Origin of the sequence: Mycolicibacter heraklionensis (genome assembly GCF_001021505.1) — a bacterium.
Taxonomy (GTDB): domain Bacteria; phylum Actinomycetota; class Actinomycetes; order Mycobacteriales; family Mycobacteriaceae; genus Mycobacterium; species Mycobacterium heraklionense.
Genome location: NZ_LDPO01000002.1, coordinates 182821 through 196850, shown reverse-complemented (window position 1 = coordinate 196850; position 14030 = coordinate 182821). Strand labels below are relative to the sequence as shown.

Here is a 14030-nt window from a genome sequence, read left to right as displayed (position 1 = left end):
GGCTGGTCTCAGCTGATATCGGTGACGAGCACCGCGACCTTGCGGTTCTGCAGGCGCACCGCCAACGGCAGCGACGTGTCACCCGAGCCGGCCGGCAGGATGCGTGGGTTGGTGACGTGCAGTTCACTGCGGAACAGCCGGACATCGGCTTCGCCGGCGGCCAGCACATTCTTGGCCCAGTCCGTCTTGCCGTGGCCCAGCGCGATCGACAGTTGGTTGCCCTTGCGGTAGGTCGTCACCACGGTCTCGTAGGGCTTTCCGGACTTGCGTCCCCGATGGGTGATCACCGACATGCCGGGAAGAAACCGGGACAGCGGTTTCACCACCGGATTCATGTATTTGATCTGCAACCTGTCGCTCCAGCGCGGGAACACTCGCGGCAACTCTTGGTCCTGTGCCATGGCGGCTCCATTCGATCAGTCAATGAGGCGTGATCCCACTGTAATGACGCGCGGCGAAAACCGGTTGGGCTGCTCTGGGACAATGGACGACGTGAACACCGGCCTGATGGCACGCATCGATCTGCGCGGCACCAAACAGTCGGACCTTTCCAGGACCCGATTGCGCGCCGTGCTGCCGCGCGGCGGCGTGGACGTGGAGGCGGTGCTGCCCCAGGTGCGCCCGATCGTCGAGGCGGTCGCCGAACGCGGAGCGCAGGCGGCACTGGAGTTCGGCGAATCGTTCGACCGGGTCCGGCCGGCCAGCATCCGGGTGCCGGGCACGGCGCTGGAGCGCGCCTTGGCCGAGCTGGATCCGGCCGTGCGCGCCGCCTTGGAGGTGGCGATCAGCCGAGCCCGCGCGGTCCACTCCGACCAGCGGCGCACCGACACCACCACCACGCTGGTCCCGGGCGCCACCGTCACCGAACGCTGGCTTCCGGTCGAGCGGGTGGGCCTGTACGTGCCGGGCGGTAACGCGGTCTACCCGTCCAGCGTGGTGATGAACGTCGTCCCGGCCCAGATCGCCGGTGTCGACTCGCTGGTGATCGCCAGCCCACCCCAGGCCGCCTTTGGCGGTCTGCCGCACCCCACGATCCTGGCCGCGGCCCGGCTGCTCGGCGTCGACGAGGTCTGGGCGGTCGGGGGCGCGCAGGCGGTGGCGTTGCTGGCCTACGGCGGAACCGACACCGACCAGGGCGAGCTGGCGCCGGTCGACATCATCACCGGTCCGGGCAACATCTACGTCACCGCCGCCAAGCGGTTGTGCCGGTCGCAGGTGGGGATCGACGCCGAAGCCGGGCCCACTGAGATCGCCATCCTCGCCGACAACACCGCGAATCCGGCGCACCTGGCCGCGGACCTGATCAGTCAGGCCGAGCACGACGAAATGGCCGCCAGTGTGCTGGTGACCACCAGCCCCGAGTTGGCCGATGCCACCGACCGCGAGGTGACCGCGCAGCTGCAGACCACCGTGCACCGCGAGCGGGTGACCACGGCACTGTCTGGTCCGCAGTCGGCGGTCGTGCTGGTCGACAACCTGGACGCCGGCGTGCGCGTGGTGAACGCCTACGCCGCCGAGCACCTGGAGATCCAGACCGCCGACCCCGCGGCCGTGGCAAACCGAATCCGTTCGGCCGGTGCGATTTTCGTCGGTCCGTATGCGCCAGTCAGCCTCGGTGACTACTGCGCCGGCTCCAACCACGTGCTGCCCACCGCGGGCAGTGCCCGGCACTCCAGTGGACTGTCGGTGCAGACCTTCCTGCGCGGCATCCACGTCGTCGACTACACCGAGGCCGCACTCAAGGACGTCAGCGGGCACGTGATCGCGCTGGCCACCGCCGAGGATCTTCCCGCACACGGCGAAGCGGTGCGGCGGAGGTTCGAGCAGTGAGCGGCGCACCGGCCCGGCCGGGCGCTGAGATCACCCTGGCGGATCTGCCGTTGCGCGACGACCTGCGCGGCAAGTCGCCTTATGGTGCACCGCAACTGGAGGTTCCGGTGCGGCTCAACACCAACGAGAATCCGCACCCGCCGAGCGCGGCTCTCATCGACGACGTGGCACGTTCGGTGCGAGAGGCCGCGGCCGAGCTGCACCGCTATCCCGATCGCGATGCGGTGGCGCTGCGGACCGACCTGGCCGCCTATCTGACGACTCAGACCGGCGTCGCGGTGGGGCCGGAGAATGTGTGGGCGGCTAACGGCTCCAATGAGATCCTGCAACAGTTGCTGCAGGCATTCGGCGGTCCGGGCCGCAGCGCCATCGGATTCGTTCCGTCGTATTCGATGCACCCGATCATCTCCGACGGCACCCAGACACGGTGGCTGGCCGCCAACCGGACCTCGGACTTCGGGCTCGACGTCGGTGTGGCCTGCGCCGCCATCGCCGAGCACCACCCCGACGTGGTGTTCGTCGCGTCCCCGAACAACCCTTCCGGGCAGAGCATTTCGCTCGAGGATCTGCGTGGCCTGCTCGATGCCGCGCCGGGGATCGTGATCGTCGACGAGGCCTACGGCGAATTCTCGTCGCAGCCCAGCGCGATCGCGCTGATCGACGACTACCCGGCGAAGCTGATCGTCAGCCGCACGATGAGCAAGGCGTTCGCATTCGCCGGCGGCCGGCTCGGCTACCTGATCGCCGCCCCCGCGGTGATCGACGCCATGCTGCTGGTGCGCCTGCCCTATCACCTGTCGGTGGTGACGCAGGCGGCCGCCCGGGCCGCGCTCCGTCACGCCGACGACACCCTGGGCAGCGTCGCACAGTTGATTGCGGAGCGGGAACGCGTCTGTGCGGCGCTGAGCGCCATGGGGTTTCGGGTCATCCCCAGCGACGCCAACTTCGTGCTGTTCGGCCAGTTCGCCGACGCACCGGCTACCTGGCAGCGCTACCTCGACGCCGGCATCCTGATCCGCGACGTCGGTATCCCCGGATATCTGCGAGCCACCACCGGATTGCCGGAGGAGAACGACGCGTTGCTCGCGGCCAGCCAACGACTTGCGGCCACCGAACTGGCCCAAAGATTAGGAGCATCATGACCCGCCGCGCCCGGGTGGAACGCGCCACCCGCGAATCCGACATCACGGTCGAACTCGACCTAGACGGCACCGGCATCGTTGACATCGACACCGGTGTGCCGTTCTTCGACCACATGCTGACCGCACTGGGCAGCCACGCCAGCTTCGATCTGACCGTGCGCGCCCGCGGCGACGTGGAGATCGAGGCCCACCACACCGTCGAGGACACCGCGATCGTGCTCGGCCAGGCCCTGGGGGAGGCGCTCGGCGACAAGAAGGGCATTCGCCGATTCGGCGACGCGTTCATCCCGATGGACGAGACCCTGGCCCACGCTGCCGTCGATGTGTCGGGCCGGCCCTACTGCGTGCACACCGGGGAACCGGATCACTTGATGCACACCACGATTGCCGGGACACAGGCGCCCTATCACACCGTGATCAACCGGCACGTGTTCGAGACGCTGGCGTCGAACGCACGCATCGCGTTGCACGTGCGGGTGCTCTACGGGCGTGACCCGCACCACATCACCGAGGCCCAGTACAAGGCCGTCGCGCGTGCGCTGCGCCAGGCAGTGGAGCCCGATCCCCGCGTGACCGGCGTGCCGTCCACCAAAGGCGCCCTGTGAGCAGCTCTGCCAGGGTGGTGATCCTGGACTACGGTTCTGGGAACCTGCGCTCAGCCCAGCGAGCGCTGCAACGGGTCGGCGCTCAGGTCGAGGTGACCGCCGATGCCGACGCCGCCGCCGACGCCGACGGACTGCTGGTGCCGGGAGTCGGGGCGTACGCGGCGTGCATGGCCGGACTGCGCAAGGTCAACGGCGACAAGATCATCGCCGAACGGGTGCAGGCCGGCCGCCCGGTGCTCGGAGTGTGCGTCGGCATGCAGATCCTGTTCGCGCATGGCGTCGAGTTCGGGGTGGACACGGCCGGCTGCGGCCAGTGGCCGGGTGCGGTCACCCGACTGGACGCCCCGGTGATCCCGCACATGGGCTGGAACGTCGTCGATGCCCCACCCGGCAGCACGCTGTTCGCCGGACTGGACGCCGACACCCGGTTCTACTTCGTGCACTCCTATGCCGCACAGCGTTGGGAGGGCCGTCCGGAGGCTTTGGTGACCTGGGCTACCCATCAGGTACCGTTCGTGGCGGCTGTCGAGGATGGGCCGTTGGCCGCCACCCAGTTTCACCCCGAAAAGAGTGGGGATGCCGGGGCGACACTGTTGAGCAACTGGGTGGAGGCACTGTGAGTACTGCTGTGAAGAAGGCACTGGTTCTGTTGCCGGCCGTCGACGTGGTCGACGGGCGCGCGGTGCGCCTGGTGCAGGGCAAGGCCGGCAGCGAGACCGAGTACGGTTCGGCGCTGGACGCCGCGCTGGGTTGGCAGCGCGACGGCGCGGAATGGATCCACCTGGTCGACCTGGACGCCGCGTTCGGGCGTGGGTCGAACCGCGAGCTGCTCGCCGATGTCGTTGGGCGCCTTGACGTGAAGGTCGAACTGTCCGGCGGCATCCGCGACGACGAGTCGCTGGCGGCGGCGCTGGCCACCGGCTGCGCCAGGGTGAACCTGGGCACGGCTGCCTTGGAACACCCACAGTGGTGCGCGCGTGCGATCGCTGAACACGGTGAGAAGGTCGCGGTCGGGCTGGACGTGCAGATCGACCCCGATCATCCCGACGGCATCCACCGGCTGCGGGGCCGCGGCTGGGAGACCGACGGCGGTGATCTCTGGCCGGTACTGGAACGTCTTGACGCCGAAGGCTGTTCACGCTACGTGGTCACCGATGTGACCAAGGACGGCACGCTGGGCGGACCCAACTTGGAGCTGCTCGGCGCAGTCGCCGACCGCACAGACGCTCCGGTGATCGCGTCTGGGGGAGTGTCGAGTCTGGAAGACCTGAGGGCGATCGCCACGCTGGTCGGCCGCGGCGTGGAGGGCGCGATCGTCGGCAAGGCCCTCTACGCCGGCCGGTTCACTCTGCCCGAGGCGCTGTCCACGGTGCAGGAGTAGCCCGACATGGCGCTGGACACCGCGGATCTGGATGCGCTGGTCGCAGCGGCATCAGAGATCCTCGATGTCGCCGCCGAGCCCTTCCTCGCCGGCCACCGGGCCGACTCCGCGGTCCGCAAGGGTGCCAACGACTTCGCCACCGAGGTCGACCTCGCCTTGGAACGCCAGATCACCGAGGCGTTGGTGGCGGCCACCGGAATCGGGGTGCACGGCGAGGAATTCGGTGGGCCGCCGATCGATTCGCCGATGGTGTGGGTGCTGGATCCCATCGACGGGACCTTCAACTACGCCGCGGGATCGCCGATGTCCGCGATCCTGCTGGGGCTGCTGCGCGACGGCGAGCCGGTCGCGGGATTGACCTGGCTGCCGTTCGCCGACCAGCGCTACACCGCGGTCGCCGGCGGCCCGCTGATGCGCAACGGGGTGACGCAGCCGCAACTGAAACCCGTCGACCTGGCCGACTCGTTGGTCGGCATCGGCACCTTCAACGTCGAGTGGCGGGGCCGGTTCCCCGGCCGCTACCGGCTTGCGGTGCTCGAAGGCCTTACCCGCGTGACCTCGCGGACCAGGATGCACGGCGCCACCGGAATCGACCTGGCCTACGTCGCCGATGGAACTCTCGGTGGTGCGATCAGCTTCGGTGACCACATCTGGGACCACGCCGCGGGCGTGGCCATGGTGCGGGCGGCCGGCGGCGTCGTCACCGACCTGGCCGGCGCACCGTGGACGTCCCAGTCGGACTCGGCGCTGGTCGCCGCGCCGGGGGCGCACGATCAGATTCTCGACATCCTCAAGCGAGTCGGCGCACCGGGGGACTACTGACATGGAACAACAACGCAGCGGTTCAGCGAGGCTCGACGCAGGAGAGGCGAAGCTGGGACCGATGCATAAGCGCAGTGATGTGGCGGTACGGGTCATTCCGTGTCTGGACGTCGACGGCGGCCGGGTCGTCAAGGGCGTCAACTTCGCGAACCTGCGCGATGCCGGCGACCCGGTCGAACTGGCCGCGGCCTATGACGCCGAGGGTGCCGACGAGCTGACCTTCCTCGACGTGACGGCGTCGTCGTCGGGCCGGGCCACCATGCTCGAAGTCGTCGCGCGCACCGCCGATCAGGTGTTCATCCCGCTCACCGTCGGCGGCGGAGTGCGCACGGTCGCCGACGTCGACGTGTTGCTGCGGGCCGGCGCGGACAAGGTGTCGGTGAACACCGCCGCGATAGCCCGCCCGGAACTGTTGGCGGAGTTGTCCCGCCAATTCGGCTCCCAGTGCATCGTGCTGTCGGTGGACGCCCGCACCGTCCCGGCCGGTTCGCCGCCCACCGCGTCCGGATGGGAGGTCACCACCCACGGCGGCCGGCAGGGCACCGGTATCGATGCGGTCGAATGGGCAGTCCGCGGAGTGGAGCTCGGCGTCGGGGAGATCCTGCTGAACTCGATGGATGCCGACGGCACCAAAGCCGGATTCGACCTGTCGATGCTGCGCGCGGTCCGGGCCGCGGTGAGCGTACCGGTGATCGCCAGTGGGGGAGCCGGTGCGGCGGAGCATTTCGCCCCGGCGGTCGCCGCGGGTGCCGATGCGGTTCTGGCGGCCAGCGTGTTTCACTTCCGGGAACTGACCATCGGCCAGGTCAAAGCGGCGATGGCGGCGGAGGGGATCACAGTGAGATGAGTGCGATGAGCGGATTGGATCCGGCGATCGCGGCCCGGCTCAAGCGAAACGCCGAGGGGCTGATCGCAGCAGTGGTTCAAGAGCGGGGCAGCGGCGACGTGCTCATGGTCGCCTGGATGGACGATGACGCTTTGGCGCGCACCCTGGCAACCCGTGAGGCGACGTATTTTTCGCGATCACGAAACGAACAGTGGATCAAGGGCGCGACCTCTGGCCACACCCAGCATGTGCATTCGGTGCGGCTGGACTGCGACGGTGACACGGTGCTGCTGACGGTCGATCAGACCGGCGGGGCCTGTCATACCGGTGATCACAGCTGTTTCGATGCGGACGTGTTGCTCGGTCCCGCAGATTGATTCGCTGATAGCGGCGGAGCGGTATGCTGGCGGACTGTGAACTCCGACGAGCCTGATGACTGGTACCGGTTGGAGCACGAGCAGCGCTCCAGGGGTTTGGAGTTGGAGCGGCTGTCGCTTCAGATCGATTCGCACTACGCGCAAGGCACCGTCAGTGACATCGAGGCGCATATGCCGCGCGATGGATCGCGGATAGTCGCGCTGACAAACCAGCTCAGTGAATCGCAAGCGAACCTGGAATCCGCCTCTGCGAAGTTCAACGCATTGGCCTCAGCGATTCCGGGCGACATTGTCGATCTAAGTGATCGACTGTCCGGAATCCTCAACGGCGCGGTTGCCGAAGCAGACGATATTCGCGCGGAGGCGCAACGCTTTGCCGACGAATTGCGGGCCGCTGCCGAGAATGAGGCGGCGGCGGTCCTCGCCGACGCTGAGGCGCAGCGCCGCGAGGCGGCTGAGCTGCGGGCCGAGCTGGAAACCCAGCACAAACACCTGCGGGCGCAGGCCGCGCACCTGCGGCGGCAGGCCGTGCTGAGCGCGGCCGAAATCATGAAGGAGGCCGAGAGTCACGCCTCGGCGATATTGACCGAAATGAACCAGGCGATCACCAGCCACGTCGCAGACGCCCAACGCCGCCTGGCCGAACTCATCGATGCGCGCGCGAAAATCGTCGACCAGATAGAACGCTCGACCACCCAAGCTCATCGGCCGACGCAAGTTAATCCCGAAACTCACGTTAATACTTCGCATCAGGCGGATCGGGAATCTGCATTGTCAGCCAGAGGAACCTGGTTTCGCGAAAATCGCCCGCGCTGAGCCCGCTTTTCTCCATTAGGTTCCTCGGTGACACCTCTGCGCACGTCTGCTACGCTTCGTCGCGCGGCGGCTTGATCGCAACGGCCGACACGCCTTTATTAGCATTTTTACCTGGTTGAATGCCTGGCATCGTCGGGCCGAAGGGCAGGCCCCGCCGTGAGGAGGAGTCGATCCGGTGATGCTGAATATTCCGGCTTTTGAAACGCAGATACGCGGTTTCGATCGCAATGAGGTTGCCGATTACATTGCGCGTCTCCACCATGAAATTGAAATCCTGCAGGAGCACGCGAAATCCCTGAATGCGGTCAAGGCGCAGGCTGGGTCTGACTGCGAACAACTCGTGGCCGAGGTAACGCGGCTGCAGAATGACATCGTGCGGAGGACCGCCGACACCGATACGAAACGACGCGAACTGATTGCCGAATTGGCGCAGCTGCGTGGGCAGTTCGAGCAAGCCACCGAGCCGGTCGACGCCGTAGCCGGGATGTCCGACCGCATCGCGCGAATGCTGCGTATCGCCTCCGAGGAGGCGCGGCGCACCCAGGATTTGGCTCGGCGGGAGGCGGAATCGCTGACCGAGGAACTGCGCGAACAGTTGGTGGCGGCCAAATATCACCGGGACGCCACCAACCACGCGATGGCCGAGTTGCACGCCGCCGCCAACGCTCGCCGGGCGAAAATCCTGGAAATGACGACCGCCGAGGCGGACGAGATCCTCCGGCTGGCGCACGAAGAACGCGACCGGATCGCTCAGGAGATCGAAGCCGCCGAACGTAGCCGGCGCGCGGTGTACCGGCGCCTGGCCGAGGAGGATGAACGAACCCGCCTGGCGGCCCAGGAAGCCCTGGACGAGCAGGTCAAGCTGGCCTGGGAAGAGGACGAACGCAATCGCCGGGAATCGCAGCACTGGCTGGACCAGCAGCTCAAGGCGGCGCGGGAGCGGGCCGAGGCCACCATCGACGAGCTCGACAAAGCGGCGCGTTCGGAGGCTGCAGTGCTGATCGCCACCGCCGAGCGCGAGGCCGGACTGCTCGGGGAACGCGCCCAGCGGGAAGTGAGTCTGCTGGAGCGCGAACGCGGCGGGATCGTCGCCGACCTCGATGAAATCAGGAACTGGATCGACACCGTCGTCGGCGACGACGCCGCGGGCTAGACGAGCGAATACAGCTGTCGACGCCGGAAACCAACCGCGTATCCGGTCGACCGGCAAAGGAGTCCTTGTTTCGCGAAAACCGTCCGCGATCAAGGGGACGTTTACCCACTGTGAGACCGGTGACATGGACTGGCAGGTCTGATACGCTCCGTCGCACGGTGACTTTGAGTGAGCATGCCCATTTGGCTTCGCGCACAAGCCAACTCGGTTGAACGCTGGTTGCCCATCGAACCGAAGACCGAAACTGTCAGGTGCTTAGGAGTACGCCGGTGGCGCTAGAGATTCCCGAATTCGAAACGCAGATGCGCGGTTTCGATCGCAACGAGGTCTCCGATTACATCGCGCGTCTACACCACGAAATCGATATCCTGCAGGACCGCAACAAATCCCTCGAAGCGACCAAATCGCAAACGCTCCTCGACCGCGAACAGCTCGCCGCCGAGGTCACCCGGTTGCAGAACGACGTCGTGCGGATGACCGCCGAAGCGGAATCGGAGCGCCAACGCCTCACCGCCGAGCTGTCCCAACTGCGAACGCAGTTCGAGCAGGTCACCGGACCGGTGGACTCCGTCGAGGGCATGTCCGACCGCATTGCGCGAATGATGCGCATCGCCTCCGAGGAGGCGCGGCGGACCAAGGAACTGGCCCGCCAGGATGCCGAAGCGCTGACCGGGGAACTGCGTGAGCAGTTGGAAGCGGCCAAACACGACCGAGCCGCGGCCAGTGAGGCGCTCGCCGAGTTCCAGACATCCACCAACGCCCGCCGGACGAAGATCCTCGAAGCCGCCACCCAGGAGGCCGAGCAGATCCTGCGCATCGCGCACGAGGAGCGCAGCCGCATCGCCCAGGAAATCGAGGAGGCCGAACGCAGCCGCCGCGAGCTGTACCAGCGCCTGGCCGAAGAGGACGAGCGCAACCGCCGCGCGGCCCAGGAATCCCTGGACGAACAGATCAAGCTGGCCTGGGAAGAGGACGAACGCAACCGTCGGGAGGCCCAGCACCGCCTGGACCAGAAGATGAAGACGGCGTGGGAGCAGGCCGAGGCCAACATCGCCAAGCTCGACAAGGAAGCCCGACTGGAGGCCTCCTCATTGATCGCCAGCACCAAGCGCGAAGCCAAGGTGCTCACCGAGCGCACGCAGGCCGAAGTGGATCTGCTGAAGCGCGAGCGGGCCGGAATCGTCACCCACCTCAGCGAGATCAGAAACTGGATCGACACCGCCGTCGGCGACAGCCCGAAACTGGCCGACCTTTCCGACCCGCCCGCTGCTGAGGAGGCGGAAACGTCCGAAGCGGAGCAGGACGCCGGCTAGGGGCGTCCGATGACTCCTTGCTGGCTGTAGGCGACCGCCAGGCTAATCATTTCCGGTGCTCGAAGCCGAGTCGTGATAGCGTCCGCGGATGCCTGACCTGCCCTACTTCGACTTGCTGATTGATGACCGCTCAAACCGTGGCAAATTCGGCCAACTGTGGGAAGACCAGGTGCACTGGGGCTATTGGGAGAGCCCCAAGGTCGCTGACGGCACCCTGACCGACTACGTCGCCGCCATGGAGCAGATGAACGGCGTGCTGTTCGCGGCCGGAAAGGTTGCCGACGGACAAAGGTTGCTGGATGTCGGCTGCGGATTCGGCGGAACCATCCGCCAGATCAACGCCACGCATTCCGACATGGATCTCACGGGCCTGAACATCGACCAGCGCCAGCTCGCAATCGCCGAGGCTGAGAGCAAGCCTTCCCGCGGCAACGCAATTTCCTGGGTTGAAGCCGACGCCTGTCAGTTGCCGTTCGGGGACAGCTCCTTCGACCGCGTCCTGGCTGTCGAGTGCATTTTCCACTTTCCGTCCCGCGCGCGTTTCCTGACGGAAGCTTCGCGGGTGCTGAAACCGGGTGGCTACCTGGCGGTTTCCGACTTTGTGCCGATCATGATGGTGTTCGGCAAGACGCCGATCTGGATGGCGATCCGCGCCCGGATCGCGAAATCCTACGGAACGCTCGGGAATGTCTCCCTTCGCTCCTACAAGAGCATGGGCTCACGTGCGGGACTGCAACTGGAAACCAAGCGCAACATCCGCAAGCACACCATGCCTACGTACCCATTCCTGCTCAAATACTTGCGCGCTCAAGAGTCAGCGCATACCCGGAAGACAATGATCGTCGGTACCCGATGGATGAAGTGGTTGTCCAAGCTCGGCCTTCTTCAGTACCGCGTTTACACGTTCCACAAGCCCGCCTGACCGCTCCGCCCGAAAAGCGAGGCGCTTAGGCCGATGACCGCGCCCGCAACACCTCCAGCGCCTTGTCGGCGTGGGTGTCCATCGAGAACTCGCTGGCGATCACGTCCAATACGGTGCGGTCGGTGTCGATGACGAACGTGGTCCGCTTCACCGGGATCAGCTTGCCCAGCAGGCCGCGCTTGACCCCGAACTGGCTGGCCACCGTGCCCTCGGTGTCGGACAGCAGGGGATAGTCGAAGCCCTGCTGATCGGCGAATTTGGCCTGCTTGGCCACCGCATCGGCGCTGATGCCGACCCGGGTGGCCCCGACGGCGGCGAACTCGCCAGCCAGGTCGCGGAAGTGACAGGCCTCCTTGGTGCACCCCGGCGTCATCGCGGCTGGGTAGAAGAACAGCACCACCGGCCCGTCGGCCAGCAGGTCGCTGAGTTTGCGCGGCGCCCCGGTCTGGTCGGGGAGCTCGAAGTCGGCCACGGTGTCACCGGTTTTCATGGCGGTCACGCTACTCCGGGTGCGACCGCGGCGGCGGCGATAGTGGTGGGCGCGCTCGGGTCTGGGAAGATGGCCGCGTGCAAACCACGAGCACTTCTAGCGCCGGCGTCACGTCCCGGGCAGACTTCCGGGCGCTGGCGGCTGAGCACCGGGTGGTCCCGGTGACCCGCAAGGTGCTGGCCGACGCCGAAACGCCGCTGTCGGCATACCGCAAGCTGGCGGCCAACCGGCCCGGCACCTTCCTGCTGGAGTCGGCCGAAAACGGCCGGTCGTGGTCGCGGTGGTCGTTCATCGGGGCGGGCACCACCTCGGCGCTGACCGTGCGCGACGGCGAAGCGGTGTGGCTGGGCGCTGCACCGCAGGGCGCACCCACCGGCGGGGACCCGTTGCAGGCGCTGCGCCAGACGTTGACGCTGCTGGAGACGGCCGCCATTCCCGGGCTGCCACCGCTGTCGAGCGGCCTGGTGGGCTTCTTCACCTACGACCTGGTGCGCCGTCTGGAGCGGCTGCCCCAGCTGGCTGTCGACGACCTGCAACTGCCCGACATACTGCTGCTGCTGGCCACCGACATGGCCGCCGTCGACCACCACGAGGGCACCATCACCCTGATCGCCAACGCGGTCAACTGGAACGGCACCGACGAGCACGTCGATGAGGCCTACGACGACGCGATCGCCCGCCTCGATGTGATGGCCGCGGCGCTGAGTCAGCCGCTGGAGTCCAGCGTCGCCACCTTCGACCGACCCGAACCGGTCTACCGCGGCCAGCGCACCCCCGAGGAGTACGGGGCGATCGTCGAGCGGCTGGTCGGCGAGATCGAGGCGGGCGAGGCGTTTCAGGTGGTTCCCTCGCAGCGTTTCGAGATGACGACGCCGGCAGACCCTCTCGATGTCTACCGGATGCTGCGGGTGTCCAATCCGAGCCCGTACATGTACCTGCTGCAAGTACCCGACGACGACGGGGGACTGGCCTTTTCGATCGTGGGTTCCAGCCCCGAGGCGCTGGTGACCGTGCAGGACGGCCGCGCGACCACCCACCCGATCGCCGGAACCCGGTGGCGCGGGGCTACCGAGGACGAAGACCAGCTACTGGCCAAAGATCTTTTGCACGACGAGAAGGAACTCGCCGAACACCTGATGCTGGTCGATCTGGGCCGTAACGACCTAGGGCGGGTATGTGTTCCGGGCACGGTGCGGGTGTCCGACTACAGCCACATCGAGCGCTACAGCCACGTCATGCACCTGGTGTCCACCGTCGCCGGAGAGCTCGCTGAGGATCGCACGGCGCTGGACGCGGTGACGGCGTGCTTCCCTGCGGGCACCTTGTCCGGGGCGCCCAAGGTGCGCGCGATGGAACTGATCGAGGAGGTCGAAAAGACCCGGCGTGGCCTCTACGGCGGCGTCGTCGGTTATCTGGACTTCGCCGGCAATGCCGACTTCGCGATCGCGATCCGCACGGCGCTGATGCGTGACGGGACCGCCTACGTACAGGCGGGTGGCGGAGTGGTGGCCGACTCCAACGGCCCCTACGAATACACCGAGGCATCCAACAAGGCCCGGGCAGTGCTGGCCGCAATCGCCGCCGCCGAGACCCTGGCGGCGCCCGGGACCGATGGCTGACGGCCGCGAACGCAACGACACCCGTGCGCTACGCGGGGCACAACTGCTGCTGGTGGCAGCCGCCGGTGGGCTCTGGGGCGCCGCACGGCTGCCGTGGGTGCTGATCCGCTCGTTCGACGGACTCGGGCAGCCCAAGCAGATCACCGTCACCGGAGCTTCCTGGTCGACAGCGCTGCTGCCGCTGGCGCTGCTGTGCCTGGCTGCCGCGGTCGCCGCGATGGCGGTGCGCGGATGGCAGCTGCGGGTGCTGGCGGTGGTGCTGGCCGCGGTCAGTCTGGCGTGCGGATATCTGGCCATCAGCATGTGGGTGGCCCGCGACATCACCCTGCGGGCCCTGGACATCGCCGAGATTCCGCTGACCTCGCTGCTGGGCACTGACCGCCGTCTCACCGGCGCCGTGTTGAGCCTGGTGGCAGCCCTGGGTGGGCTGGCCGCGGCGGTGCTGTTGATGCGGGTCGCCGCACACAGCGCCGGCCGCGTCACCAGATACTCGGCGCCTGCGGAGCGCCGTGCGGCTGCGCGTGATCTCGAGGCAGGCAAGCCCGCCGACCCGGATGGCCCGCAGGTGTCGGAACGCATGATGTGGGACGCGCTCGACGAGGGGCGCGACCCCACCGGGGATCCCGATGACCGAGCACCCGGCCCCGACGTCGAGGGCCGGTGACACCGCGGGCTGCGACGGTCGTTACCCTTCGATAAAGGTCTTCGACGTAAGGTCCACCGGACGCGGGAGA

General features: G+C 67.3%; 16 protein-coding genes. 14 read left to right on the top strand and 2 right to left on the bottom strand.

Annotation, left to right across the window (positions count from 1 at the left end; all coding sequences use genetic code 11):
• Positions 1-8: 8 nt before the first annotated feature.
• Positions 9-401 carry a nitroreductase family deazaflavin-dependent oxidoreductase gene (locus tag ABW16_RS04360; protein WP_047317912.1) on the bottom strand — a complete coding sequence of 131 codons (393 nt, stop codon included), beginning with the start codon at positions 399-401 and terminating at the stop codon, positions 9-11.
• Between the two features lie 82 nt (positions 402-483).
• On the opposite strand from ABW16_RS04360, the gene hisD reads away from it, so the two are divergent.
• From hisD to ABW16_RS04300, 12 genes are all read left to right on the top strand, one after another.
• Entirely contained in the window at positions 484-1830 is a 1347-nt protein-coding gene (gene hisD / locus ABW16_RS04355) for a histidinol dehydrogenase (RefSeq protein WP_047317911.1), read from the top strand.
• Positions 1827-2972 (top strand): histidinol-phosphate transaminase, encoded by a 1146-nt coding sequence (locus ABW16_RS04350; protein ID WP_047317910.1) that lies wholly within the window; start codon positions 1827-1829, stop codon positions 2970-2972. Before hisD ends, ABW16_RS04350 begins: the two co-directional genes overlap by 4 nt.
• A complete protein-coding gene (gene hisB, locus ABW16_RS04345; protein ID WP_047317909.1) occupies positions 2969-3577 on the top strand; it encodes an imidazoleglycerol-phosphate dehydratase HisB in 609 nt (202 codons plus the stop codon). Before ABW16_RS04350 ends, hisB begins: the two co-directional genes overlap by 4 nt.
• On the top strand, positions 3574-4197 hold the full coding sequence (gene hisH / locus ABW16_RS04340) for an imidazole glycerol phosphate synthase subunit HisH (RefSeq protein ID WP_047317908.1): 624 nt from the start codon (positions 3574-3576) through the stop codon (positions 4195-4197). The genes hisB and hisH overlap by 4 nt, the downstream gene beginning before the upstream one ends.
• An 8-nt stretch (positions 4198-4205) precedes the next feature.
• A complete protein-coding gene (gene priA, locus ABW16_RS04335; RefSeq protein ID WP_109519478.1) occupies positions 4206-4958 on the top strand; it encodes a bifunctional 1-(5-phosphoribosyl)-5-((5-phosphoribosylamino)methylideneamino)imidazole-4-carboxamide isomerase/phosphoribosylanthranilate isomerase PriA in 753 nt (250 codons plus the stop codon).
• 6 nt (positions 4959-4964) lie between these two features.
• On the top strand, positions 4965-5780 hold the full coding sequence (locus tag ABW16_RS04330) for an inositol monophosphatase family protein (protein ID WP_047317907.1): 816 nt from the start codon (positions 4965-4967) through the stop codon (positions 5778-5780).
• Between the two features lie 61 nt (positions 5781-5841).
• Positions 5842-6627 (top strand): imidazole glycerol phosphate synthase subunit HisF, encoded by a 786-nt coding sequence (hisF, locus tag ABW16_RS04325; RefSeq protein WP_047318111.1) that lies wholly within the window; start codon positions 5842-5844, stop codon positions 6625-6627.
• Between the two features lie 5 nt (positions 6628-6632).
• Positions 6633-6983: a phosphoribosyl-AMP cyclohydrolase gene (gene hisI, locus ABW16_RS04320; protein WP_047318110.1), complete on the top strand. Its 351-nt coding sequence runs from the start codon at positions 6633-6635 to the stop codon at positions 6981-6983.
• 36 nt (positions 6984-7019) lie between these two features.
• Positions 7020-7799 (top strand): hypothetical protein, encoded by a 780-nt coding sequence (locus ABW16_RS04315; RefSeq protein ID WP_047317906.1) that lies wholly within the window; start codon positions 7020-7022, stop codon positions 7797-7799.
• 178 nt (positions 7800-7977) lie between these two features.
• Positions 7978-8952 carry a coiled-coil domain-containing protein gene (locus tag ABW16_RS04310; protein ID WP_233424700.1) on the top strand — a complete coding sequence of 325 codons (975 nt, stop codon included), beginning with the start codon at positions 7978-7980 and terminating at the stop codon, positions 8950-8952.
• A 269-nt stretch (positions 8953-9221) separates the two neighbouring features.
• Positions 9222-10265: a coiled-coil domain-containing protein gene (locus tag ABW16_RS04305; protein ID WP_047317904.1), complete on the top strand. Its 1044-nt coding sequence runs from the start codon at positions 9222-9224 to the stop codon at positions 10263-10265.
• Between the two features lie 88 nt (positions 10266-10353).
• Positions 10354-11187: a class I SAM-dependent methyltransferase gene (locus ABW16_RS04300; protein WP_047317903.1), complete on the top strand. Its 834-nt coding sequence runs from the start codon at positions 10354-10356 to the stop codon at positions 11185-11187.
• Positions 11188-11212: 25 nt separating this feature from the next.
• Here ABW16_RS04300 and ABW16_RS04295 read toward each other — a convergent pair whose 3' ends face one another.
• Complete coding sequence (locus ABW16_RS04295) at positions 11213-11677, bottom strand: peroxiredoxin (RefSeq protein ID WP_047318109.1); 465 nt, start codon at positions 11675-11677, stop codon at positions 11213-11215.
• A gap of 77 nt (positions 11678-11754) precedes the next feature.
• Between ABW16_RS04295 and ABW16_RS04290 the strand changes: the two genes are divergently transcribed.
• Both ABW16_RS04290 and ABW16_RS04285 read left to right on the top strand, forming a co-directional pair.
• Entirely contained in the window at positions 11755-13296 is a 1542-nt protein-coding gene (locus ABW16_RS04290) for an anthranilate synthase component I (protein WP_047317902.1), read from the top strand.
• Positions 13289-13960 (top strand): TIGR02234 family membrane protein, encoded by a 672-nt coding sequence (locus tag ABW16_RS04285; RefSeq protein WP_047317901.1) that lies wholly within the window; start codon positions 13289-13291, stop codon positions 13958-13960. The genes ABW16_RS04290 and ABW16_RS04285 overlap by 8 nt, the downstream gene beginning before the upstream one ends.
• Positions 13961-14030: the final 70 nt, after the last annotated feature.

What these genes read in the sequence shown, in the direction of transcription:
- ABW16_RS04360 (WP_047317912.1), bottom strand. Translation starts at nt 401, where the DNA reads ATGGCACAGGACCAAGAGTTGCCGCGAGTGTTCCCGCGCTGGAGCGAC.
- hisD (WP_047317911.1), top strand. Translation starts at nt 484, where the DNA reads ATGGACGACGTGAACACCGGCCTGATGGCACGCATCGATCTGCGCGGC.
- hisB (WP_047317909.1), top strand. Translation starts at nt 2,969, where the DNA reads ATGACCCGCCGCGCCCGGGTGGAACGCGCCACCCGCGAATCCGACATC.
- ABW16_RS04330 (WP_047317907.1), top strand. Translation starts at nt 4,965, where the DNA reads ATGGCGCTGGACACCGCGGATCTGGATGCGCTGGTCGCAGCGGCATCA.
- hisF (WP_047318111.1), top strand. Translation starts at nt 5,842, where the DNA reads ATGCATAAGCGCAGTGATGTGGCGGTACGGGTCATTCCGTGTCTGGAC.
- hisI (WP_047318110.1), top strand. Translation starts at nt 6,633, where the DNA reads ATGAGCGGATTGGATCCGGCGATCGCGGCCCGGCTCAAGCGAAACGCC.
- ABW16_RS04310 (WP_233424700.1), top strand. Translation starts at nt 7,978, where the DNA reads ATGCTGAATATTCCGGCTTTTGAAACGCAGATACGCGGTTTCGATCGC.
- ABW16_RS04300 (WP_047317903.1), top strand. Translation starts at nt 10,354, where the DNA reads ATGCCTGACCTGCCCTACTTCGACTTGCTGATTGATGACCGCTCAAAC.
- ABW16_RS04295 (WP_047318109.1), bottom strand. Translation starts at nt 11,677, where the DNA reads ATGAAAACCGGTGACACCGTGGCCGACTTCGAGCTCCCCGACCAGACC.
- ABW16_RS04285 (WP_047317901.1), top strand. Translation starts at nt 13,289, where the DNA reads ATGGCTGACGGCCGCGAACGCAACGACACCCGTGCGCTACGCGGGGCA.